Annotated in this window: 19 protein-coding genes; 5 read left to right on the plus strand and 14 right to left on the minus strand. The window is 44.1% G+C overall.

All coding sequences use genetic code 11. The features are described 5' to 3' along the window. The 8 genes from bamB to AB1Y31_07485 form a co-directional block, all read right to left on the minus strand. Positions 1–1,227, minus strand: a complete 1,227-nt coding sequence (gene bamB, locus AB1Y31_07450) for an outer membrane protein assembly factor BamB (protein ID MEW4983001.1) — start codon at positions 1,225–1,227, stop codon at positions 1–3. Continuing rightward, positions 1,224–1,919 carry a tetratricopeptide repeat protein gene (locus AB1Y31_07455; GenBank protein MEW4983002.1) on the minus strand — a complete coding sequence of 232 codons (696 nt, stop codon included), beginning with the start codon at positions 1,917–1,919 and terminating at the stop codon, positions 1,224–1,226. The genes bamB and AB1Y31_07455 overlap by 4 nt, the downstream gene beginning before the upstream one ends. 13 nt (positions 1,920–1,932) lie before the next feature. Then, positions 1,933–3,198: a histidine--tRNA ligase gene (hisS, locus tag AB1Y31_07460; GenBank protein MEW4983003.1), complete on the minus strand. Its 1,266-nt coding sequence runs from the start codon at positions 3,196–3,198 to the stop codon at positions 1,933–1,935. A gap of 14 nt (positions 3,199–3,212) precedes the next feature. Next, positions 3,213–3,995, minus strand: coding sequence for a type IV pilus biogenesis/stability protein PilW (pilW, locus tag AB1Y31_07465; GenBank protein ID MEW4983004.1), 783 nt, complete (start codon positions 3,993–3,995; stop codon positions 3,213–3,215). Continuing rightward, entirely contained in the window at positions 3,992–5,071 is a 1,080-nt protein-coding gene (gene rlmN / locus AB1Y31_07470) for a 23S rRNA (adenine(2503)-C(2))-methyltransferase RlmN (protein ID MEW4983005.1), read from the minus strand. Before rlmN ends, pilW begins: the two co-directional genes overlap by 4 nt. Before the next feature lie 7 nt (positions 5,072–5,078). Continuing rightward, positions 5,079–5,510, minus strand: a complete 432-nt coding sequence (gene ndk, locus AB1Y31_07475; protein ID MEW4983006.1) for a nucleoside-diphosphate kinase — start codon at positions 5,508–5,510, stop codon at positions 5,079–5,081. A 170-nt stretch (positions 5,511–5,680) separates the two neighbouring features. Beyond that, positions 5,681–6,010: an iron-sulfur cluster assembly protein IscA gene (gene iscA / locus AB1Y31_07480; GenBank protein ID MEW4983007.1), complete on the minus strand. Its 330-nt coding sequence runs from the start codon at positions 6,008–6,010 to the stop codon at positions 5,681–5,683. Between the two features lie 67 nt (positions 6,011–6,077). Continuing rightward, positions 6,078–6,527 carry a hypothetical protein gene (locus AB1Y31_07485; GenBank protein ID MEW4983008.1) on the minus strand — a complete coding sequence of 150 codons (450 nt, stop codon included), beginning with the start codon at positions 6,525–6,527 and terminating at the stop codon, positions 6,078–6,080. 176 nt (positions 6,528–6,703) lie between these two features. Here AB1Y31_07485 and tatB point away from each other — a divergent pair, with 176 nt between their 5' ends. Then, on the plus strand, positions 6,704–7,048 hold the full coding sequence (gene tatB / locus AB1Y31_07490) for a Sec-independent protein translocase protein TatB (protein MEW4983009.1): 345 nt from the start codon (positions 6,704–6,706) through the stop codon (positions 7,046–7,048). Here the strand turns inward: tatB and AB1Y31_07495 are convergent. Next, entirely contained in the window at positions 7,014–7,967 is a 954-nt protein-coding gene (locus AB1Y31_07495; GenBank protein MEW4983010.1) for an AEC family transporter, read from the minus strand. The genes tatB and AB1Y31_07495 overlap by 35 nt on opposite strands. A 125-nt stretch (positions 7,968–8,092) precedes the next feature. Further along, positions 8,093–8,293 (minus strand): cold-shock protein, encoded by a 201-nt coding sequence (locus AB1Y31_07500; GenBank protein MEW4983011.1) that lies wholly within the window; start codon positions 8,291–8,293, stop codon positions 8,093–8,095. A 342-nt stretch (positions 8,294–8,635) separates the two neighbouring features. Between AB1Y31_07500 and AB1Y31_07505 the strand changes: the two genes are divergently transcribed. Beyond that, positions 8,636–9,967: a DEAD/DEAH box helicase gene (locus tag AB1Y31_07505; protein ID MEW4983012.1), complete on the plus strand. Its 1,332-nt coding sequence runs from the start codon at positions 8,636–8,638 to the stop codon at positions 9,965–9,967. Between the two features lie 39 nt (positions 9,968–10,006). Then, positions 10,007–11,620, plus strand: coding sequence for an ABC-F family ATPase (locus AB1Y31_07510; GenBank protein MEW4983013.1), 1,614 nt, complete (start codon positions 10,007–10,009; stop codon positions 11,618–11,620). A gap of 65 nt (positions 11,621–11,685) precedes the next feature. On the opposite strand, the gene AB1Y31_07515 is transcribed toward AB1Y31_07510, so the two are convergent. The 4 genes from AB1Y31_07515 to AB1Y31_07530 are packed head-to-tail and all read right to left on the minus strand — an operon-like array spanning position 11,686 to position 15,979. Next, positions 11,686–12,240, minus strand: a complete 555-nt coding sequence (locus tag AB1Y31_07515; GenBank protein ID MEW4983014.1) for a DUF1415 domain-containing protein — start codon at positions 12,238–12,240, stop codon at positions 11,686–11,688. Further along, positions 12,234–12,773: a DUF2058 domain-containing protein gene (locus AB1Y31_07520; GenBank protein MEW4983015.1), complete on the minus strand. Its 540-nt coding sequence runs from the start codon at positions 12,771–12,773 to the stop codon at positions 12,234–12,236. Before AB1Y31_07520 ends, AB1Y31_07515 begins: the two co-directional genes overlap by 7 nt. Positions 12,774–12,824: 51 nt before the next feature. Then, positions 12,825–15,305: an FtsX-like permease family protein gene (locus tag AB1Y31_07525; GenBank protein MEW4983016.1), complete on the minus strand. Its 2,481-nt coding sequence runs from the start codon at positions 15,303–15,305 to the stop codon at positions 12,825–12,827. Continuing rightward, positions 15,302–15,979 (minus strand): ABC transporter ATP-binding protein, encoded by a 678-nt coding sequence (locus AB1Y31_07530; protein MEW4983017.1) that lies wholly within the window; start codon positions 15,977–15,979, stop codon positions 15,302–15,304. The genes AB1Y31_07525 and AB1Y31_07530 overlap by 4 nt, the downstream gene beginning before the upstream one ends. Between AB1Y31_07530 and AB1Y31_07535 the strand changes: the two genes are divergently transcribed. Further along, positions 15,978–16,589 (plus strand): arylesterase, encoded by a 612-nt coding sequence (locus tag AB1Y31_07535; GenBank protein ID MEW4983018.1) that lies wholly within the window; start codon positions 15,978–15,980, stop codon positions 16,587–16,589. The two genes, AB1Y31_07530 and AB1Y31_07535, sit on opposite strands and share 2 nt — an antisense overlap. Positions 16,590–17,036: 447 nt before the next feature. Continuing rightward, positions 17,037–21,935, plus strand: a complete 4,899-nt coding sequence (locus tag AB1Y31_07540) for a CHASE3 domain-containing protein (protein MEW4983019.1) — start codon at positions 17,037–17,039, stop codon at positions 21,933–21,935. Positions 21,936–21,941: the final 6 nt, after the last annotated feature.

Below are 21,941 nucleotides of genomic sequence, written 5' to 3' on the forward strand. Positions count from 1 at the left end.
TTATTCTTCCGTTTGACCTAGTTCAGCTAAGCTCAGCGCCGTTATTTTGCCGTTGATATCTTGTACATAAATTAAGCCATCATCAAGGAGTGGTGCCGCTGAAATCGCCACATCACTCACCTTCAAGCGACCGACTAGCGCGCCATCAGACGCATTTAATACATGCACATAGCCTTCATAATCAGCCGTTAATAGACGCCCACCTACTTGCACAAGCGGCGTTAACTGACGGTTTTCTAGACTATCTTGCTGCCAGTTAAGACTTCCATCATTCTGATCCGCTGACCAAACATGATTATTTACATCGACAACAAAGATCGACACCCAATCAGCTATCATCTTTTTATAAGAAGACATTTCTGATCGGCGCCATGCAATTTTTCCTGACCTTACGTCAACAGCAACAACACCGCCATTAAACGTAGCGGCATAAATATATCGCTCACCAGCTAATGGGTCTGAATCCACATCAACCATACGAGATAGTGCACCACGGCCTCTTGCTACCGCAACGCTGGTTTCCCAAATTTGCAAGCCATCCTTTAAGCGTAAGACAACCAGTTTACCGTTAGCGTAACCACTGATCACACCACCACTTTTAACGACTGGTGAACTGGTGCCGCGTAAGCTCAGCGCTGGTACATCCCTAACATAAGACCAAAGTTCTTTACCTTCGGCTGCGTCAAGCGAATTAATCGCTCCATCAATACTTCGAACAACAACAAAGCCATCTGAAAATCTCGGCGTTGACAATACTTCGCTTGAAACTTGTGTTGTCCATGCGGTATCACCATCGCTTAATTTTAATGCGACGACATCAGCATCGGTCGTTCCAAAAAACACATGTTCATAACCTACTTCTAAACCGCCGGAAATGGGTAATTCTGTTTCAACTTCCCACAGCCTTGCACCTGTTTTTTGATCCAGCGCGATCACCTGCCCTCTTCGGTCAGCAACAAAAAGCTTGCCATCCGACAGCACCATCTCTAGTTTTAGAAATTGGTCACCCTTGCCTTCTGTTACTTTTTCTTGCCAGACTGGCGTCAGAACAACTTCATTGACTATCTCTTCAAGTGGCCGAGGTGGCGCGGACTCATCCTCACTTGAAGCACTCATCATATCGATGATTCCACTTTCTAAACTTTTGCTCGCAGACTTGGTCGTTTCAGCCATACCAGCACACCCCGCCAAGGTAACTACAAATAGCGCTAAACCTAATCGTATCATTCTGTTATCTCTGCAGTAGGCTCTGAACTATCACCTACAAAGTTAGCGGGTGGAGGACCTAAGTCATCAAGTTTTAACTGAATTAAGCGACGATCTAAAGTCGCCGTTCTAAGTGCCGCAATATAACCGTATCGAGCTTTTTCAATATCGCCTAACAAACGGTATGCGTCGCCTTTTAATGCCTCATATTGACCGATAAACTCACCTGGGTTAATGCCATTTTCTTCAGCAATCACTGAATCAACGTCCTCAATAACACCTTTCATTTCGCCATCTCCAATTCGAATTCTAAATGCACGAACACGCGCAATATGTTGAATTGAATTATTACCATCTGCCGCCGCTACTTTCTCTAATGACTCAACAGCGCCTTTGCGATCACCTTTTTCAATTTGTGCTTTCGCTTTTTGCATACCCGCTAAAGCAGCGTACGGTGTGTCAGCATAGGTTGTATCGATCTCATCGGCTAATAAAATGGCCGCGCCAAATTTTGAGTCTTTCATCGACATAGCGAGTTGCTGGTAAACATCCGATGCCTCCAGCGCGTGCGTATGAGCTCGCTCCTTCCAACTTTGCCAGCCAAAAATACTAATTAAGCCTAAGCCAACGCCAAAAATAATTGAGCGTGAATTCTCAGCCCACCATTTTTTTATACTTTCAACTTGCTCTTCTTCTGTTTGATAAACGTCCATCGTATTTTCCGTTTTAACTATTATTTTGTAAAAATGCTGCTAATTCATTTTGCGGCAATTGTTGTTGTTCTTGTCGGTCACGCAAAAACTTGATACTCACTTTGTTTTCTGCGACTTCTTCTTCACCTAGAATTAGCGCTAATTTAGCGCCTGTTTTATCGGCTTTTTTAAATTGGCTTTTTAAACTGCCTTCTCCACAGTGCAACACAAAGCCACTCTCTGGCAAGCGGTCACGCAACCTTTCGGCCAGCTGAATCGCCTCTTTTTTTGCCTCATCACCTTGGTAAACAATATAGGCCAATGGCTTTACATCACCCCATTCGTGCTGCTCTAGTAACAACACCAACCTTTCAACACCCATTGCAAGACCCACAGCCGCTGTTTTCTTGCCACCTAGCTGGTCGATAAGCCCGTCGTAGCGGCCACCCGCGCACACGGTCCCTTGGGCACCTAGCGAGCTGGTTGTCCATTCAAATACTGTGTGTGAATAGTAATCTAATCCACGTACCAAACGAGGATTATACGTAAAGCTAATATTCGCATCGTCTAAATAGCCTTGTAGCTGCTCGAAGTGCTGAATTGACGCCTCACCTAACGAATCGATCAGACAAGGAGCGCCCTCAATGAGCTTTTGCATAGCCGGGTTTTTGCTGTCCAAAATGCGTAAAGGGTTAGTTTTTAGTCGACGAATACTGTCTTCGTCTAATTGCTCTAAATATCGCTCCAGATATTCAACAAGAACGCCTTTATATATCGCACGTTCTTCACTTGTACCCAGCGTGTTTATTTCTAGTGTTAGCTCATCCGCTATGCCGATCTTTTTCCACAAACGGTACGACATTAAGATAATTTCTGCCTCAATTTCAGCACCCGACATGCCAAAGCATTCAAGACCGATTTGGTGAAACTGTCGATAGCGGCCTTTTTGTGGGCGTTCGTGACGAAACATAGGGCCTTGATACCACAACCGCTGTATCTGGTTGTAAAACAAACCATTTTCCAACCCAGCTCTAACACAACTAGCGGTGCCTTCTGGACGCAAGCTTAATAAATCACCATTGCGGTCAGCAAACGTGTACATCTCTTTTTCCACGATATCGGTCACTTCACCAATAGAGCGACAAAAAAGATCCGTACTTTCTACCAAAGGCATCCGTATTTCAGAGTAGCCGTATTGTTGGCACACCTCGAACATCGCTTTTTCTAACATCTGCCACAATGGCGTTTTATCCGGCAAAATATCATGCATGCCGCGAATGGCTTGTAACTTTTTACTCATAAATCTTATACAGCTTAGGAACGGTTAAACTTACTTTTTTCTAACAAACCCACTTCGTGTGAATCTGGATACAATTGTTTTAATTGCAAAATATAGCTGGCAACACCACTCGTATCACCCAACTTATCTTCTGCTTGAATACCGAGCCATAACGAAGCGGCCGTATGCTTATTTATAGCTTTAAAACGTTGGAGATACGCCCGTACAGACAAATAATTCTCCATCTCAAATTTTAATTTCGCCATTTGTAACAGCGTAACCGCTGCACGGTTATTACGTTGTAACGCGGTGCGGTAATAGGATTCTGCTTTGTCTAACTGCCCAGCTTTCCAAGCGCAAGTGCCCGCGTTTGTTAACGCCAAAATTGGCGATTTGTATAATGGGTTTTTTAACGCTCGATTGAAATGTTTATCCGCCGAATCAAATTCGTTGTTACCACATAAGTAGCGTGCGTAGTTATTCTGCGCACTTGAGTTGTTAGGGCTTAGACTCACCGCCTTTGTATAATGCTGACCGGCCAACGACTTCTCACCTAGTCGGTCATAAAGCACCGCGATGACGTTGTGAGCATTACTAGAGTACGGATCAATTTTGATAGCTGTCGTTAATTTTTCTAACGCCACCTCACTCATTCCTCTATTCATATATTCCATGCCAAGTGAAATATAGACATCCGCTGGACTTTTCTCAGCACCCTGTATGGAAGAGGCTTTGCTTTCTTTCACCTGCTGAGGCTGGCAAGCAGTGAGTACGACCATTGCTAACGCGAGCAATACACGAAAAATCCATTTTTTCATAGTTCTGCTGCCTGTCGCTTCTTTAGCTGCCGTTTTGTTTTATCTTTTACCTTACCCACTAACTGACCACAAGCCGCATCGATATCATCACCGCGTGTTTTACGCGTTGTCGTTACTAGGCCGGCCTCTTTCAATACGTCAGTAAAGCGATGTATGGCGTTATTACTTGATCGTTTATACTGGGTACTTGGGAATGGATTAAAAGGAATTAAATTCACTTTTGAAGGCACATCAGCGAGCAACCGCTTTAATTCATGTGCATGTTCAACTGAATCATTAACACCACTTAACATAACGTATTCGAATGTTATTTTGCGCCGTTTTTCGCCTTTTATGTAGTGCTTACACGCCTCTAATAATTCCGCGATTGGGTATTTTTTATTCAGGGGTACCAATTCATTTCGTAACTCGTCATTCGGCGCATGGAGAGACACCGCCAAGCTCACATCGCTAACCTCAGCTAGCCGATACATAGCCGGCACAACACCAGAGGTACTCACGGTTACTCTACGTTTCGCGAGGCCGTAGGCAAAGTCATCCAACATTAGGTTTAACGCCGTCACAGTATTATTAAAATTAAGCAATGGCTCACCCATGCCCATCATCACAACATTGGTTAAATTCGCCTTACCTTCCAACGCCCTTGCCGCCACCCATACTTGACCGATGATTTCGGCTGCTGATAAATTACGATTAAAGCCTTGTTGCGCCGTTGAACAAAAGGTACATTCCAGCGCACAACCTACTTGTGATGACACACACAAGGTACCGCGACCATCTTCTGGAATAAAGACCGTTTCTATCCGGTTTTGGCCATCCAACTCAAGCACCCATTTATAGGTTCCATCATCGGATTTTTGCTCGAAAACAATCTCGGGGACACGTATTTCAGCGATATCAGCAAGGCGTACTCGCAACGCCTTACTGATATTGGTCATTAACTCAAAATCGGACACACCCTCTTGGTGAATCCACTTTAAAACCTGCGTTGCACGAAATGGCTTTTCACCCATTTCGGTGAAAAATTCTTCTAGACCTTTACGGTCTAAGTTCAGCAGGTTTTGTTTTGAGCTCATTTAATTATTAACGAAGACGTTTGCAAAGCTCTTCATCGCTAAAGAAGAACTTGATTTCTTCAGCTGCTGTTTCAGGCGCATCAGAGCCATGTACTGAATTTTCATCAATGCTGTCAGCAAAGTCTTTGCGGATCGTGCCTGCGTCAGCTTCAGCAGGATTTGTAGCACCCATAACTTCACGGTTTTTTAGGATAGCATTTTCGCCCTCAAGCACTTGAACCATAACCGGCCCAGAAATCATAAATTCAACCAAGTCGTTATAGAATGGACGCTCTTTGTGGACAGCATAGAAGCCTTCCACTTGTTCGCGAGAAAGTTGCAACATTTTTGACGCCACAATGTTTAAACCCGCTGCTTCAAAACGCGCATAAATTTGTCCAATCACATTTTTTGCAACTGCATCTGGTTTTACAATAGAAAAAGTACGCTCAAGCGCCATAGTATTACTCCAACAATAAAAATTAATTTTAGAAAAAACCGTGTAAATTCACGGCATTAGGTTATCTGGCAGCAGGCCACCACAAAGTGTGTAGTTTACAGATTGCAGCGCTATCTAGCAATCCAGTAAACACTGCTTTAATCAGCCCGAACAGCTAATTGAGAAAAACCTTATGATTCAACCGTGAAACTTTCACCACAGCCACAAGCATCTTTAACGTTTGGGTTATTAAATTTAAACGCTGAGTTAATGCCTTCTCTAGCAAAGTCCAGCTCTAAACCATCCAAAAAACTTAGTGAGTCTTTATTAATAATCACCTTCACGCCATGCGCCTCAAAGACAGTGTCTTCAGAATCAATTTCGTCCGCAAAATCAATAACATAAGCATAACCAGAACAACCAGATTCACGAACACCCAATCGTAAGCCTAAGCCCTTTCCTCGCTTATTCAATTGGTCTTGCACTTGAATTGCCGCACTTTCAGTTAACTTAACAGACATACTTATCCTCAATAATTATTAATACTTACAGGTTCTTGGAACCTTTAAAAAGCAATAGGTTCAGTTATTACATCTCAGACAAGTCCAGTAAGGCGAGCGTTAAAACACCCCCCGTTACCAACCCCATCGCTACATGTGAATAAATCAATATCAGCGACCTCTTTTGTCTCAGCCTATCGCGCCAAATAACACCACCCAACACCAACATAACACCCGATAGAAGCAACGCTTGCGGCAACCAACCAGACTCTACTGGCTGCATAGGGTCACCACTGGCACTGCCCGCAACCAACTGCATTACCATCATCATAAATACCGTTGCGCCACTAACGAAGTGTAACAACGTAACGAACATACCGTTCTCTTTTTTTTGTATCACTTTTGTCAGCATATAAGCACCTATCAGCGCAGCAATAACAAAAAACACACCACCCGCATAGCCCATAAAGGGGTTAACACCCGCCAACTCGTTGGTGGTGATCTCCATATTATGACCCCAATCTAACCAATCGAACATACTGACTCCTCAAACTTTTTATTATATTTATATAAAAAAGATCATCTTACATGATCAATTTTTCAAAAGGTATTTATCCATAAACGATAAAAACCTTCTCCCTTGGTTAGCACGCAACGTTTATCTTATACTAAGCACACAAATACTTTAAAAATGGCCTTCGCCCCTCAATAGTTATGTTTGATATCGGTTTTTTCGAAATATGTCTCATCGGCATTATAGCTCTTTTGGTCATTGGCCCAGAGAAGCTCCCACGCGTGGCTCGCACAACGGGGCTTTGGCTCGGCAAAGCTCGCGGTATGGTAAAGACCGTTAAGTATGAAATTGACGAACAAATTCGCCTTGAAGAACTAAAACAATCTATGGAACGAGCTAAAAATAGCGTCGACAGTCAACTGAATGATTCCTTGGAAGAGGTTGAAACGTCCTTCAACGACCTACAAGACGACATTCAGAACACAACAAACCAAAGCGAGACCAAAGAGACTACGCCAACACCATCAGCCAAATCGGCAAAGTAACAAAAAATAGCGCCGTACTCGCAACTAACACGGTAGACAACAACTCCGTATTTAGACCATAGCGCTCACTCAGAATCATCGTCGCCATCATCGAAGGCGTTGCAGCCATCAGTACCGTTGCCTGTATTACCTTGACATCGTGCATTGTCGCCCCTGCGGTAAAGTAAACCACTGCTGGAACAATAAGTAGTTTTATTGCAGACGCTAAAACAGCAATCACTTTATGCTTTTTAAGGCTCGCAAATGAAAGCGACATACCAACCACTAACAACATACCCGACATCGTCACATTGCCAAGCATGGTGGTTCCCTTCTGTAGAAATCCAGGCAAGCTAAGCCCATAGATATTCATCAAAATTGAAACAATAAACGCCCAAATCGGCGGCAGGCTCATCAACGATTTAAAAAACCTTAACGGTGTTTGCTTTTGTTCATTATTCTCTCCCCACTCTATCGCTATCCATAAGCCCACAATCCATAACATTGGCGTTATCGCCATAATGTCGATATAAATAGCAAACCGCGCTGCATCATCACCTTGCATAGCTTGCAGTAGCGGCACGCCGAGAGAAATAATATTCCCAAGCCCACACACTAACATTAGCGCACCGAGCTCCGGCTTACCCCAACCTTGACTTTTTAGCCACGGGTAAAAAATCCAACACGCTAACATCCCAACCGCAATACCAACATTTGACACCATTGGAGCGCTAAAAATATCACCCGATAATGCCACCTTAGGGATCACCGAAAAAATAAGTGCTGGATAAAACAGATTGATAACCAAGGTGCTGATCACACGACGGGTTTCCAACAAAGTCAGCCCCGCTGGCTCCCAATGCCTCAATACAACGCCCATTAAGATAATAAATGCGCTAGGCAACAGCGCTGCGTTAACTTGATCAAGTATCTCAGTCATTGTGTTTTTCACTACCCACGTTGTTCAAACCTAAAGTCATACTTATAATAAGCGTGTGGCTATTAAACCTTTGGACAAAAAAAAGCCTCGCTTAAAGCGAGGCTTTTCCAAGTTCGTATAGAAACTTAAGCAGTTACGTTAACTGCTTGTGGGCCTTTAGGGCCATTTTCTACGTCAAAATTCACTTGTTGGCCTTCGTTTAATGTACGAAAACCTTCGCTTGCGATTGCTGAAAAATGTACGAATACATCTTTGCTGCCATCTTCTGGAGTGATAAAGCCGAAGCCTTTAGATTCGTTGAACCATTTAACTGTTCCTGTTGCCATGATAATTACCTCAAATAAAATTAAAAAAATTAAAAAATGTTACAAATCTTACAAGGAAATTAACAAGAGCAGATCTTAAAAAAACCAGTAGAGAATGTAGCGGAACAAATTCTAACGCACTTTCTTTAGAAAAACAGCATTTTCTTAACCTTTAATTAGACTTAAGCCTACAAGACTCTCAACAATCGGGTACAATATGCACCCTCAAAAGGTTGTGCTGATCGGTCTGCACCCCACCTCAAACTGCGGCAATTTACAATAACTGCCCAGCATTATTAAGCAACGTTTCCACCTCGACCGTGCCATGAAATTACTGGCGGCTGGACTCACGGAGAAAATTATATGTCGTTCGATTCCCTCGGCCTTAGAGCCGAATTAGTCAGTGCTGTATCCAAAAAAGGCTACACCTCACCCACTTCCATTCAATCTCAATCCATCCCTCTTATCTTAGAAGGTCGCGATTTAATGGGCGGCGCCCAAACCGGCACCGGCAAAACAGCCAGCTTTACGCTGCCAGTATTACAACGCCTTATGGAAACCGGCGAAGGCAAAACCAAAGCATCTAAAGTGCGCGCCCTAATCTTAACCCCCACACGTGAATTAGCCGCGCAAGTAGCTGAAAGCGTTAAAGATTACGGCAATCAATTACCGTTATCATCTTTCGTTATTTTTGGTGGCGTAAACATTAACCCACAAAAACAAAAACTTCGTAAAGGCGTTGATATTTTAGTTGCCACCCCTGGCCGCCTTCTCGACCACGTTAGCCAAAAAACAGTAGACCTGTCATCCGTTGAAATTCTTGTATTAGATGAAGCCGATCGCATGCTCGACATGGGTTTTATTCGAGACATCAGGAAAGTGCTGGCATTATTGCCGAAACAAAAACAAACACTTTTGTTTTCCGCTACCTTCTCTAACGACATTAAAAAGCTATCTAGCAGCTTATTACATAACCCTGCCTTGATTGAAGTTGCTCAAGAGAACTCCACATCTGAACTCATCTCGCAAGTGGTTCACCCCGTCGACAAAAAACGCAAACGCGAGCTCCTTTCATTTCTTATTGGCTCAAATGACTGGAAACAAGTTTTAGTGTTCACCCGCACAAAGCACGGCGCAAACAAACTGGCTGAACAGCTCAACAAAGATGGTATTACTGCTGCCGCCATTCATGGCAATAAAAGCCAAGGCGCACGTACAAAAGCATTGGCTAACTTTAAAACAAATGATATTCGCGTATTAGTGGCCACCGATATCGCCGCACGTGGTTTAGATATCGACCAATTACCGCATGTCGTCAACTTTGAACTGCCAAATGTGCCTGAAGATTATGTTCACCGTATTGGCCGTACCGGTCGTGCTGGCAGCCTAGGCGAAGCCATGTCGCTAGTTTGTGTTGACGAATTAAAATTACTAAAGGGTATTGAGCACCTGATAAAAAGTGACATTAGAAAAGTTACTTTTGAAGGCTACGAGCCTGATCCAAGCATCAAACCCGAACCAATCCAGAACGGTCGTAATAACCAACGCCCACGCAATACATCAGCAAAAAAACACTCACATTCCAAGCCTAAGGCAGGTTCAGGTTCAGGCTCTAAAGCAAACTCTTCGCGCCCCAAACGACGCAACACCCAAAGCAGTTCGGCTAGCCGCCCTGACAATTTTGGCAATAGATAAGCATACTTTCACACACTTTATTTATGACGAGCAATCACTATGTTAATTAGCGCAAATATCACCATGCAATTTGGCTCTAAGCCATTATTTGAAAACGTTTCCGCCAAGTTTGGTAATGGCAACCGTTACGGCCTCATTGGGGCAAACGGTTGTGGCAAATCGACTTATATGAAGATTCTAGGCGGTGACTTAGAACCCACAGCCGGCAACGTTTCAAAAGACCCGGGCGAACGCATCGGTAAATTAGGCCAAGACCAGTTTGCCTTTGAAGAATACACCGTCGTTGACACCGTCATTATGGGACATGCCGAATTATGGACCATTAAGCAAGAGCGTGAACGCCTCTACTCATTGCCTGAGATGACTGAAGATGAAGGCATGAAAGTCGCCGAATTAGAAGTTGAATTTGCCGAAATGGATGGCTACAGCGCAGAAAGTCGCGCTGAAGAATTACTCATGAGCGCCGGCATCGAACAAGAGTTCCACTATGGCTTAATGAGTAACGTTGCGCCGGGCTGGAAACTACGTGTGCTACTGGCCCAAGCGTTGTTCTCTGAACCTGACATTTTGCTACTCGACGAACCAACCAACAACTTGGACATCAACACCATTCGTTGGCTAGAAGATATTATCAACCAGTCTAAAAGTACGATGATCATCATCTCGCATGATCGACACTTTTTAAACGCTGTTTGCACACACATGGCCGATATTGATTACGGTGAATTGCGACTCTACCCGGGCAACTATGACGACTTCATGACCGCATCAACGCAGGCACGTGAGTTATTACAGTCAGAAAATGCCAAGAAGAAAACACAAATTGCGGAACTTCAACAGTTTGTTAGTCGCTTCTCAGCTAACGCATCGAAAGCTAAACAAGCCACTTCACGCGCTAAGAAATTAGAAAAAATCGAACTCGCTGATATCAAGCCGTCGTCGCGTATTAACCCGTTTATTCGTTTCACACAAATTAAAAAGCTGCACCGTGAAGCGGTTACTCTTGAAAACTTAGGCCATGGCTTCGACGATGAGACCTTGTTTGAAAATTCCAATATGATTTTACAAGCAGGCACACGCGTAGCCGTGATTGGTGAAAATGGTGCCGGCAAGACCACCTTCTTGCGTTGTTTAATGGATGAATTAAGCCCCAATAACGGTACTATCCAATGGGCTGAAAATGCCACCTTAGGCTATTGCCCTCAAGACGCTAGCGCTGAGTTCGATGTTGATATGACCTTGTTTGACTGGATGAGCCAATGGCGCAAGCCGAGCCATAACGATCAAGTGGTTCGTATGACACTAGGCCGATTACTCTTTTCATCAGATGACTTTAATAAAAAGGTCGCCGTTTGTTCTGGTGGTGAGAAAAACCGCTTGTTATTCGGTAAGTTAACGCTGGGCGAAACGAATGTGCTGCTAATGGATGAACCAACAAACCATTTGGACATGGAGTCTATTGAGTCACTTAACTTGGCGCTTGCAAACTACGAAGGCACCTTAGTTTTTGTCAGCCATGATCGTGAATTTGTTTCATCGTTGGCTAACCGAATTGTTGAAATCACGCCAACAGGCATCATTGATTTCCACGGTACTTATGATGAGTACCTTAAGAGCCAAGAGATTGAAGGCCTTAAAACCGGTACGCGTTAAAGTAAACGTTTGACACAAAAAAGCCCGCCTTAATAATTAAGGCGGGCTTTTTTTATTCTTAAAACCTACTCAGGCCGACAAGCCTTCAACAACGCCTGCATTTGCTCCAAGCCCTTGGCCCGAGCAAACTCAATATTCCTATTGGGAATTTTCTCTGGATTAGCGATACTTTCCAGTGCTTTTTCAATACTCGCCTCGCGCAAAATATGTAAGATCGGGTACGGCGAACGATTTGTATAATTGGCCGCATCATCATATTTTTGCCCATCAAAACAATAGTCAGGGTGAAAACTCGCCAGTTGAAAAATGCCTTCGTAACCCTCGTCAACCAACAAAGCGTCTGCCACGTCGACAAGGTCGAGATAATCCTCAAAAGACTCGAAGCCGTGCGGATAAATCAACAAACTGGTCTCCGTTTCATCATTTGCAGCAAGCTCGGTTAGCTCATCGCTCAACGCCATCAAACAGTGCGCCAGCGAACGCTCGTTAATTACTTTATAACTGACACGGTTTGTCTCAACCACAGGCTTTGCAAACGGGCAAAAATTCAACCCGACAATGACCTTCGCCACCCACTGGCGACAGCTCTCAACAATGCTTTCGTCTAAATTCCTCACCACATTAAATCATCGGGTACGACATAATCAGCATAGTCATCATCGTCAGACTGTGACGTGACATCGTCTAAATAAATCACTCGATCTTTATCACGTTGCGCGATCTTTTCTGCAACCGCAGCCGGTACCACTTCGTAGGTTTTAGCCAAATCAACGATAAGCGCCGTGCCCGTAACAATACGTTGCCGCAAAGCATCGTCGATATAAATAGTTTTTACTTTATTATCGTGGGTAAAATTAAACGCATCCCCATCGTCTTCTTTCGCTAGTTTATTCAACTCAATCAACTGTGTTATTTGCGCCGAAATTTGGTTTTTTTCCGCTTGTTGATTACGCTGTTCATTCAACAGACGGTCTTTTTCTAAGTGCTTCGCTTGCGCCTCCTTAGCCAGCAAAGCGGCTTCATTTACCACCTCAACCTTGTTTTTTTGTTTCTGTTTAAGCTGCTTCTGTTTCTGAGATTTAGCCTTATGCGCTTTAGACTTACTCGTTAAGCCAGCCTTTAGTAATTGATCTTGGAGGGAGATATTTTTCATGTCATCAGTTTAAAGAAATTAATTAAAAATAAGCAATGCATTGACGCTAACTTAAGCTTCTCTTAACACCAGCATCGGTGGTTTATTAACAGCGGCTCTTACGCCCCACAAACCGGCCAGCATCACGCAAATGGCGCTTAATAGCGGCACACTTATGCTCAGCCATACATTAAAGTGGAAATCTAAATGCAAAACATAGGTATATAGACCAAACAACACCAGCTGGAACATCAACACAGCAATTAAGCCTGACATCAGGCCAATTATGGCGAACTCGACTAAATGAGCACTCCTCAACAATTCCCGGCTGGCACCCAAGGTTCGCATTAATGCGCCTTCAGAAATTCGCTGGTCTAACGTTGAATAAATAGAGGCGAACAGTACCGTGAACCCTGCCAATAGCGCGAAATATAATAAGTAATTAATGGCTGCGGTTAATTGCGTTAGGATCATTTTAATTTGCTTTAACATTGCATCCACTTCCAACACGGTCATCGCCGGAAATTGCTTCACCAAACCGTTCAGTAACTTTTTATGACTGTCGGATAAGTAAAAGCTGGTGATATACGTTGTCGGGTGACCTGCTAACGTTTGTTCAGAAAAAACCATGTAAAAGTTAGGCTTCATCGTATCCCACTGCACACTGCGTACGTGTGTCACAACGGCTTGAATCTGCTCACTGCCTATACTGAAGGTCAGCTTATCGCCCAACGTCACATTCAAACTGTCCGCTAACTTGCTTTCAATAGACACCTCACCTTTTTTTGCGTTGCCCCACTGCCCAGCAAGCGTCTTATTATCTGATGGCAGGGTATCACCCCAGGTTAAACTTAAATCGCGGTGCGTTGCCCGTTCCCCCTGCGAGTCTTTACTGACAATTTGCTGCACCGGCGTACCATTGATGCCCACCAAACGCCCACGTACGATAGGGTAAAAATTTGCAGCCGGAATATGATGCGCCTTCAATTGCTCTTCAAAGGAAGCGACTTGGTTGGGGAAGATATTAATGGCGAAGTAGTTCGGCGCTTCATCCGGCAATTGTTGCTGCCAATCACTTAGCAAATCGTTTCTTACGGTAAAACTAAGTAACATCGCTAACAAGGTAATACTGAACGCCAGAATTTGGGTCACGCTCGCCTTCGGCTCTCTCAGTACGCCTTGCAAACCCAATCGCGAGCCCAGCCCAACGTGAGGCAACAACCGTCGACATTGCAATAATACTGTGTATAACAACCCCGCCGACAACAGCACCGCTAGCAGGCCACCCCCGATAATCGACAGCATTAATGCCAAGTCATGGGTATATTGAAAAATTAACCCTGCGATTAACATTAGGGCCAAGCCATACACCAGCCAAGCACTATTACTTAGCGGTTCTAGCTCACGACGCAAAACACGCAAAGGCGACACCCGTTTTAAGCGCAGTAACGGCGGCAATGAGAAACCTATCAAAATAGCAAACCCGGTCAAAAAACCCAGCAGCACAGCAATCAAACTAGGCTGCGATACCTTTGCCGGCAATAAACTACGCAACAGGTGAAACAACGCCTCTTGCGTAAACCAGCCCAGCAATAAGCCGATAGAACACGCCACTAAGCCCAACACCAAAAATTGGTACAGAAAAATCACCAAAATATCGTTTTGCTGACAACCCAAACAGCGTAACACCGCCGTTGAATTAAAATGCCGCTCACTGTATCGGCGACTGGACATGGCAATCGCCACGCCCGCAATCAAGATAACCAAGATACTTGATAAGCCTAAATAGCGTTCTGCCCGCGACAAGGCACTGCCTATCTCAGGCCGGTCATCTTGTACATCCATTAATCGCTGCGAGACTTCTAACAACGGCTTTACCCACGCATTAAAGCGTTTAATCGCATCCGCCTCGCCGCTAAATTGGAAAAAGTAATGAACGTGGCTTCCCGGCTGCAGCACGTTGGCGGCTTGCAGGTCAGCATCATTCATCAACACACGGGGCGACAAGCTATAAATATCGCCACGTTTATCGGGCTCATAGCTAATAATATGGCTCACGACTAACGACTTTTCACCCACCGTTAGCGAATCACCAATCTCAAGTTTTAAGGCCGACAGCACGCGTTTATCCACCCACGCCGAGCCCGCTTGCGGCCCTTGTTGCTGCACCAGCTCTTGCGCATCAGCCGCTGCCATCGTTTTCAAATGCCCGCGTAATGGGTACGCATCACTAACGGCTTTTATCCCCGCCAATAGTAGCTCATCATTTTCGATCAGCACCGTTGAAAATTCAGCCGTTCTGGCTTGTTTTAGCCCCATCTGGCTGGCTGTCTCAAACCAGCTTTTTGGAATGACGTCAGAACTGGTCACCACCAAATCAGCCGCTAAAAACTCTGCCGCCTGAAGATTCATCGTTCGGTGTAGGCGATCGGCAAATAGGCTAATCGCCGTTGAACTCGTTACCGCGATGATTAAAGCCAAAATAAGCAGCGTTAATTCCCCGTGTCGAGCATCACGCCTTAAAAAACGTAACGCTAAACTTAACCTATTCATACAAGCCGACCCGCATCAATGAGCACACTGCGCTGACAGCGTGAGGCTAGCGCCGTATCGTGCGTGACTAACACCAAGGTGGTGTGTTTTTCCTGATTCAGTTCAAATAACAGCTCGATAATTTGCTCACCCGTTTTACTGTCTAAATTTCCAGTGGGTTCATCGGCAAATAAAATAGCCGGTTGCGTTACAAAGGCACGCGCCAGTGCGACGCGCTGCTGCTCACCACCCGACAGCTTCATTGGCGTATGGTCTAAGCGACGCCCCAGCCCAACCCGCTCCAGCAGATCTATAGCGGTTTGCTTTGCTTGCTTATCGCCGCGCAATTCCAGCGGCAACATCACATTTTCAAGTGCCGTAAAACGCGGCATTAATTGAAAGGATTGAAAAACAAAACCCACTAATTTATTTCTAACATCAGCCCGTCCGTCCTCATCTAAGGCGGTCAGTTCTTCACCGTTTAGCTTTATAGTACCGTCAGTTGGACTATCCAAGCCCGCAAGCAAACCCAGTAAGGTCGATTTACCCGAGCCAGACGCCCCCACAATCGCTATACTTTCTCCGCGGTTAATTGTTAAATCAACAGAGGCTAAAATACTTAAATCCCCATCTGCGACCGCTACTGTTTTTCCCAAGTTTTTTGTTTCAATAATAGGGCTAGTGTTTTTCGACATGATAAGACTTCATTTAATATTAATAATCGTATTATTTTCTTCAGCGTCTTTCGCCAAAACCATCATGGTATTAGGCGATAGTATAAGCGCTGGTTACGGTATGCCCATCAACAAAGGTTGGGTAAGCGTATTACAACAAACACTTAACGAACAAAACAGCCCTTACACACTAATTAACAAAAGTATTAGTGGTGATACAACGGCAGGTGGGCTTGCCCGAATCGACAAAGCCTTAGAACAATATAAGCCCGAGATAGTTCTACTAGAACTTGGCGCAAACGATGGTTTACGCGGTATGCCGCCAGTTTTAATTAAGCAGAACCTACGTAAACTCATCCACCGAATCCAAGAAACAGGCGCTGGCGTACTGTTGCTCAGCATGCGTATCCCTTCTAATTATGGCAAACGCTATACCGATATGTTCTACAACAACTACCCTGATTTAGCCGAAGAAATGGAGATCCCTTTCGTCCCCTTTATTTTAGAAGACGTGGCCCTAGCGCAAGGTATGATGCAATCAGATGGCCTACACCCTAATGAAAAAGCACAGCCGCTTATTGCTGATAAGGTTTGGGAGCATTTACACCCGCTATTAACGAATAAAAATTGAGCCACTAAGATTTTACGATGAAATTTTGTAATTGCACAGCTTCCAAGTTATTCCATGGATAACACATGAACAGGACTTAAAGTTGCCCTTCTCCGCTATTGCTAAGGGTTGGGTGATTAGGAATCATGAGGCGGTTGTTAACAAATGATCATTAGGCCTAGTCTAGAGCACAGCATAAATGACTGTTAACCCTTCGAGCACTAGTTCGAGCCCTGTCGGAGGAGCCCATTATCAAAGCCTTAACGTATCGACGTTGGTTTTTTATATTTGGCTCAGACCTTCACAATAAAGCTTACCCAGTTATTCTTTTTTCTACTATAGTTAATAAACTGTTTATTGGGATCAGTCCAAATGTATCGAGCTAGGATGGCCGCAACTATCAAAAACACGTTCACGCATCATCTGCATGAGCACACCCTAAACTCGCTTATAAGTAAGTAATTATTTATGAATGCCCCACAACGCCCCCTACACTGGCTAAACACACTAAGCATTAGCACAAAAATCATTATAGGTTTTGCCTTGCCTATCGTGCTGATGACAGCAGCATCCCTTATTAATCATCGCAACTCGCAAGCTCTAATTGAAACTGGAAAATGGGTTCAGCACACCCAAGAGGTCATCTCAGAAGTCAATTCCTTAGAAAAATTAATGGTCGACATGGAGACAGGTGAACGCGGCTTCTTGATTACCGGTAAAGAGGTGTTTTTGGAACCCTTCGTTGCTGCAAACGAACAATGGGGTAAGAAGATAAGTGTTCTACAGAAACTGGTATCCGATAACCTTCAACAAGTCAGTAATATTAAGAAGATTAATGAGTTAAAACAGCAGTGGTTAGAACTTGCGGCAACGCCCGAAATAAATCAGCGAAGAAAAGTACGAATAGAGTCTATAAGCCTAGATCATATTCAAACCATTCTGCAAAAGGAAACTGGCAAAAAAATTCTTGATAAAATTCGGACGATTGCCGATGAGCTCAATGAAACATTTCTTTTATCAAAAAATCAGAAAGCATCAAATCTATTAGTTGCAATCCTTAAGGATATTGTTGATCAGGAAACCGGTGAACGCGGGTTTCTTATTACAGGAGAGGACGAGTTTCTTGAACCGTACCAGCAAGGACAAGCGAACTTCAATCAACATGTGAGCGAACTAAAATCGCTTATTCTCAACTCACCGTCCGCCGATGAAGTCTCGTCTCTTATTGCAAGAACAGAACAGCTCGCTGCAAATTGGCGTGAAAAAGCGGCTATCCCCGAAATTAATATTCGTCGGCAAGTGATGACAAAAAAAGCCGAAGCCGAAGCCGAAGCCTTATTTTACCAAATGGAGAAAGTACTTTCAACCGGCGTTGGTAAAGGCATTCTTGACAAATTGAGGCTAACGTTAAAGAAACTACAAGACATATTTATTACTTCTGGGAACAACACCGCGCAGATTGTCGTATTGTCTTTAGCGAAAGATATGGTTGACCAAGAAACGGGGCAACGTGGCTACCTTATTACAGGCCAGCAAGAGTTCCTCAAGCCTTACGAGCTAGGTCAAGCCAGTTTTAAGGAAAACATTGCGACCCTCAAAAGTATCACCCAAAATGCTTACGACAAAAATGATGTTTTTCGTAAAGTAGAAAGCATTGAGCTCGCATTAAGTGAGTGGCAAGAAAAGGCCGCGAAGGTTGAAATAAAAATCCGTCGAGAAGTCAATGAGTCTGGGCTATCGCCTATAGAATTCCTGCAGCGGACTGTTAGTCAAGAGTCTGATTTATCTCAAAGTCGAGCAAGCATCAAGAAAATTGGGGAAAAGTTTAACCTGACCGGTCAAGCAAGAGGCAAATCGATTGTTACTAATATTGATCATAATATCAGCAGCCAAGAAACCAGCTTTCTCCGGTTTATGGTTAGCGGTGACACGGAGCAATATGAGCGTTTAAAGCATCATCGAGACATGGCCACAAAACTTCTCATAAACCTCTCCGTTTATGTTGCCAAATCATATAAAGCTAATGACCTACCCGAGATGCAAGCGGATATCGAAGCGCTAAGGTTAAACATGTTAGCGTGGTACCAATCTATTCTTGAACCCACCTTTACTAGCCGACAATACGTCGACAAAAGCCGGTCCGCTGCCGCCACGCAAATACAAAATGTTCTTAAGCAAGGCAAAGGAAAACGTATTCTCGATGAAACTCGGTCTCTCCTTGACGAGATAAAGGCTGATTTTATAGCTGCCAAGAACTTGAAGGGAGAATACTTAATTTTGCAAATTGCAAAGTTCTTAGTTGACCAAGAAACAGGGCAGCGTGGCTACATCATAACAGGAGAAAACTCCTTCTTAGAGCCCTACTACAACGGCATCAAGAACCTCCGAAGGTCAACCGCAGCGCTATCAAATACGGCGACACAGGCCTTTGATGTTGATAGTGCATTGACTCAAATCAACAAGATAGAATCTGAAATAGAAAAGTGGCAGAAGGTTGCTGGCGAACCTGAAATTTTGTTACGCCATCAAGTGAACGCGGGAAAGAAAAAGTTTAGACAGATTGAATCCGTTGTGTCGAAAGGTATTGGAAAAGGTGTCTTAGATAACATTCGGCGTTTACAAGACGAGCTAAATCATATGTTCGTCAAAGCGCAGAATGAGCCAGCACAAGGACTCATTATGTCGCTTGAAAAAGACATTGTGGATATGGAAACAGGGCAAAGAGGCTACCTAATAACGGGTAAAAAAGAATTCTTACAACCCTTCGATCAAGGCAAGGCCAACGTAAGGCTGCATCTAGCAGAGATTCGTCAGCTTATTAAAGCAGGGTATAACAGTCATGCCATGCTGGTGAAAATTAATACCTTAAGAAAAAAAGTTGAGCAATGGCGCGAGCAAGCAAGTGAACCAGAAATAGGGTTACGAAAAACACTTGATCAGACAGCCGCAACCATGACCGATGTTACCCGTTTAATTGAAAGGGAAACCGGCAAGAAGATCGTTGACTCAATAAGAGCCAAGATCGGCGAATTTGTCGCCGTTGAAAAAGCACTGGTACAAAGCAGAGAGAAGGAAGCGGCAGACGCCGCCTCAAAAGCTTTCTATCAATCGATCATTATCACCGTTCTCTCTATCCTCTTAGCCTTCGGAGCTGCGTATTATTTATTACGCACGATCTTAAGTTCCCTCAACATCATTAGCGATGGAACTCGGCGTGTGGCGGACGGCGATTATTTTCATCATATAGAAATTGTCAGCAATGATGAAATCGGACGTTTAGCCGAGTCATTCAATGCTATGACCCAGCAACTCCAAGTGACAATAGAAGAGATGGAACTGGCACAAAGCGATTTGGTTGCCAAAAGAGCGGAAGCCGAAGAAGCCTCTCTTGCCAAAAGCGCCTTCTTAGCCAACATGAGCCATGAGATTCGTACACCGTTAAATGGTGTGATTGGTATGGCAAATTTATTACTAGACAGCGAACTAAACCAAGAGCAATTTAGTCGTGCAAGAATTGTTTCAAATAGCGCCACTAATTTATTGAGCATTATTAATGACATCCTCGACTTCTCTAAAGTAGAGGCCGGCCAGCTCGATTTGGAATTCATCGACTTTGACCTTAGAACGCTCATGTCAGATATTGCTGAATCTTTTGCATACCGAGCCGAAGAAAAACAACTTGAGTTCATTTGCCCCTCCAACCCTGTACCGATGAATTGGTACAGAGGCGACCCCGGTCGTATTCGTCAAGTCTTCTCCAACCTCATCGGCAATGCTATTAAGTTTACCGAACATGGCGAAGTATCCGTTAGCGCTAAAGTCGTTGCTGATGGCGAAAAATTTTATCTTCTTGCAGAGATAACAGACACCGGCATTGGCTTAACGTCTGAACAACAAAGTGGGCTTTTTGAACGTTTTACCCAAGCTGACAATTCCACTACCCGTAAGTTTGGCGGTACAGGTTTAGGTTTAGCCATCTCAAAACAGTTAGTAGAAATGATGGGCGGTGAGTTAACCGTGGAAAGCACAATTAATGATGGTTCCACCTTCTTTTTCACTGTTGAGCTCGAACATAGTCAACGTAAAATGGCGCCTCCTCCATCAGCCGCTTTGAATGACGGACGAATTCTAATTGTTGACGATAATTACACCAACCGCTCGTTACTAACACAGTTATTTACTCTTTGGAAAATGGATAGCGACGAGGTTGAAAGTGCAAAAGACGCTCTATTAACGTTGAGTGCAGCTTTTGACGAAGGCCGGCCTTTTACAACCGTTATTATCGATATGCAAATGCCTGAAATGGATGGCGTACAATTAGCTAAGGCTATCCGAGATAATAAGGCCTTTAAAGGCTTACACTTAATGCTTCTTACCTCACAAGCGCGACGCGGAGATGCAAAAAAGATGCAAGCCATTGGCTTTAATGCCTTCTTGACTAAACCAGTCAATCAATCGGAGCTTTATAACGCCATTCTTCAAGTCAATGGACTTGAAGGCGACGACGACCGCCTAATTACCCGGCATACCGCACGTGAAATGCAATTATTTGACGCGAAAGTGCTCGTCGTCGAAGATAATATTACTAATCAATTAGTCGCCAGAGGTATGCTTGAAAAGTTTAGCCTCCGCGTTGAAATAGCGGCTAATGGACGAGAGGCCATTGAGGCACTTAACAGACAACGCTACGATTTAGTGTTTATGGATTGTCAGATGCCCGTTATGGATGGATTTGAGGCTACCAAGGCGATTCGCCATTCTAAATCAAACGTTTTACAACACGACATTCCGATTATCGCGATGACCGCCAATGCAATGGCCGAAGACGTCAAACAGTGCCTTGATGCCGGTATGAACGCTCACATAGCTAAGCCCGTCAACCCAACACTACTCCACGAGGCACTGAGTAAATGGCTCCCCCAATATTGTCAGAAACAACAAGACGCTCAAACGGACACCGATGACAGTCGCCGTGATGCAAATACGCCTGACACCCAAATAGATACCGAGACGAATGAAATAACAAGCAAGCTACAAGATTTCGACGTTGAGACGTTACAAGAATTATTCGCTAGCGATACTGATCAAATTCGTAAAATAACAAGTGCTTTTATCGATGACACCGTGGAGCAACTGGCGCAATTAAAAACAGCCATTGAAACGGATGACGTAAAACAAGCCGCCGCTATTGCGCATAGACTTAAGGGGGCTTCAGCAAGTATTGGTGGCAGTGAGGTTGCTAGAATTGCTAAAAACATGGAGATACTAGGTAAAGATGGAAAGCTTGAAAGTCTGGCTAACTTATTGCCTTCATTAGAAGTCGGCTTTGAACGATTACAAAAAGCGATATCAAACACATTAACTTAAGTGAAA

Source organism: Cycloclasticus sp. (assembly GCA_040743155.1).
Taxonomy (GTDB): domain Bacteria; phylum Pseudomonadota; class Gammaproteobacteria; order Methylococcales; family Cycloclasticaceae; genus Cycloclasticus.

Excerpts from the sequence above, each read along its gene's own strand:
- bamB (MEW4983001.1), bottom strand. The coding sequence starts at position 1,227 with ATGATACGATTAGGTTTAGCGCTATTTGTAGTTACCTTGGCGGGGTGT.
- AB1Y31_07455 (MEW4983002.1), bottom strand. The coding sequence starts at position 1,919 with ATGGACGTTTATCAAACAGAAGAAGAGCAAGTTGAAAGTATAAAAAAA.
- hisS (MEW4983003.1), bottom strand. The coding sequence starts at position 3,198 with ATGAGTAAAAAGTTACAAGCCATTCGCGGCATGCATGATATTTTGCCG.
- pilW (MEW4983004.1), bottom strand. The coding sequence starts at position 3,995 with ATGAAAAAATGGATTTTTCGTGTATTGCTCGCGTTAGCAATGGTCGTA.
- rlmN (MEW4983005.1), bottom strand. The coding sequence starts at position 5,071 with ATGAGCTCAAAACAAAACCTGCTGAACTTAGACCGTAAAGGTCTAGAA.
- ndk (MEW4983006.1), bottom strand. The coding sequence starts at position 5,510 with ATGGCGCTTGAGCGTACTTTTTCTATTGTAAAACCAGATGCAGTTGCA.
- iscA (MEW4983007.1), bottom strand. The coding sequence starts at position 6,010 with ATGTCTGTTAAGTTAACTGAAAGTGCGGCAATTCAAGTGCAAGACCAA.
- AB1Y31_07485 (MEW4983008.1), bottom strand. The coding sequence starts at position 6,527 with ATGTTCGATTGGTTAGATTGGGGTCATAATATGGAGATCACCACCAAC.
- tatB (MEW4983009.1), top strand. The coding sequence starts at position 6,704 with ATGTTTGATATCGGTTTTTTCGAAATATGTCTCATCGGCATTATAGCT.
- AB1Y31_07495 (MEW4983010.1), bottom strand. The coding sequence starts at position 7,967 with ATGACTGAGATACTTGATCAAGTTAACGCAGCGCTGTTGCCTAGCGCA.
- AB1Y31_07500 (MEW4983011.1), bottom strand. The coding sequence starts at position 8,293 with ATGGCAACAGGAACAGTTAAATGGTTCAACGAATCTAAAGGCTTCGGC.
- AB1Y31_07505 (MEW4983012.1), top strand. The coding sequence starts at position 8,636 with ATGTCGTTCGATTCCCTCGGCCTTAGAGCCGAATTAGTCAGTGCTGTA.
- AB1Y31_07510 (MEW4983013.1), top strand. The coding sequence starts at position 10,007 with ATGTTAATTAGCGCAAATATCACCATGCAATTTGGCTCTAAGCCATTA.
- AB1Y31_07520 (MEW4983015.1), bottom strand. The coding sequence starts at position 12,773 with ATGAAAAATATCTCCCTCCAAGATCAATTACTAAAGGCTGGCTTAACG.
- AB1Y31_07525 (MEW4983016.1), bottom strand. The coding sequence starts at position 15,305 with ATGAATAGGTTAAGTTTAGCGTTACGTTTTTTAAGGCGTGATGCTCGA.
- AB1Y31_07535 (MEW4983018.1), top strand. The coding sequence starts at position 15,978 with ATGATAAGACTTCATTTAATATTAATAATCGTATTATTTTCTTCAGCG.
- AB1Y31_07530 (MEW4983017.1), bottom strand. The coding sequence starts at position 15,979 with ATGTCGAAAAACACTAGCCCTATTATTGAAACAAAAAACTTGGGAAAA.
- AB1Y31_07540 (MEW4983019.1), top strand. The coding sequence starts at position 17,037 with ATGAATGCCCCACAACGCCCCCTACACTGGCTAAACACACTAAGCATT.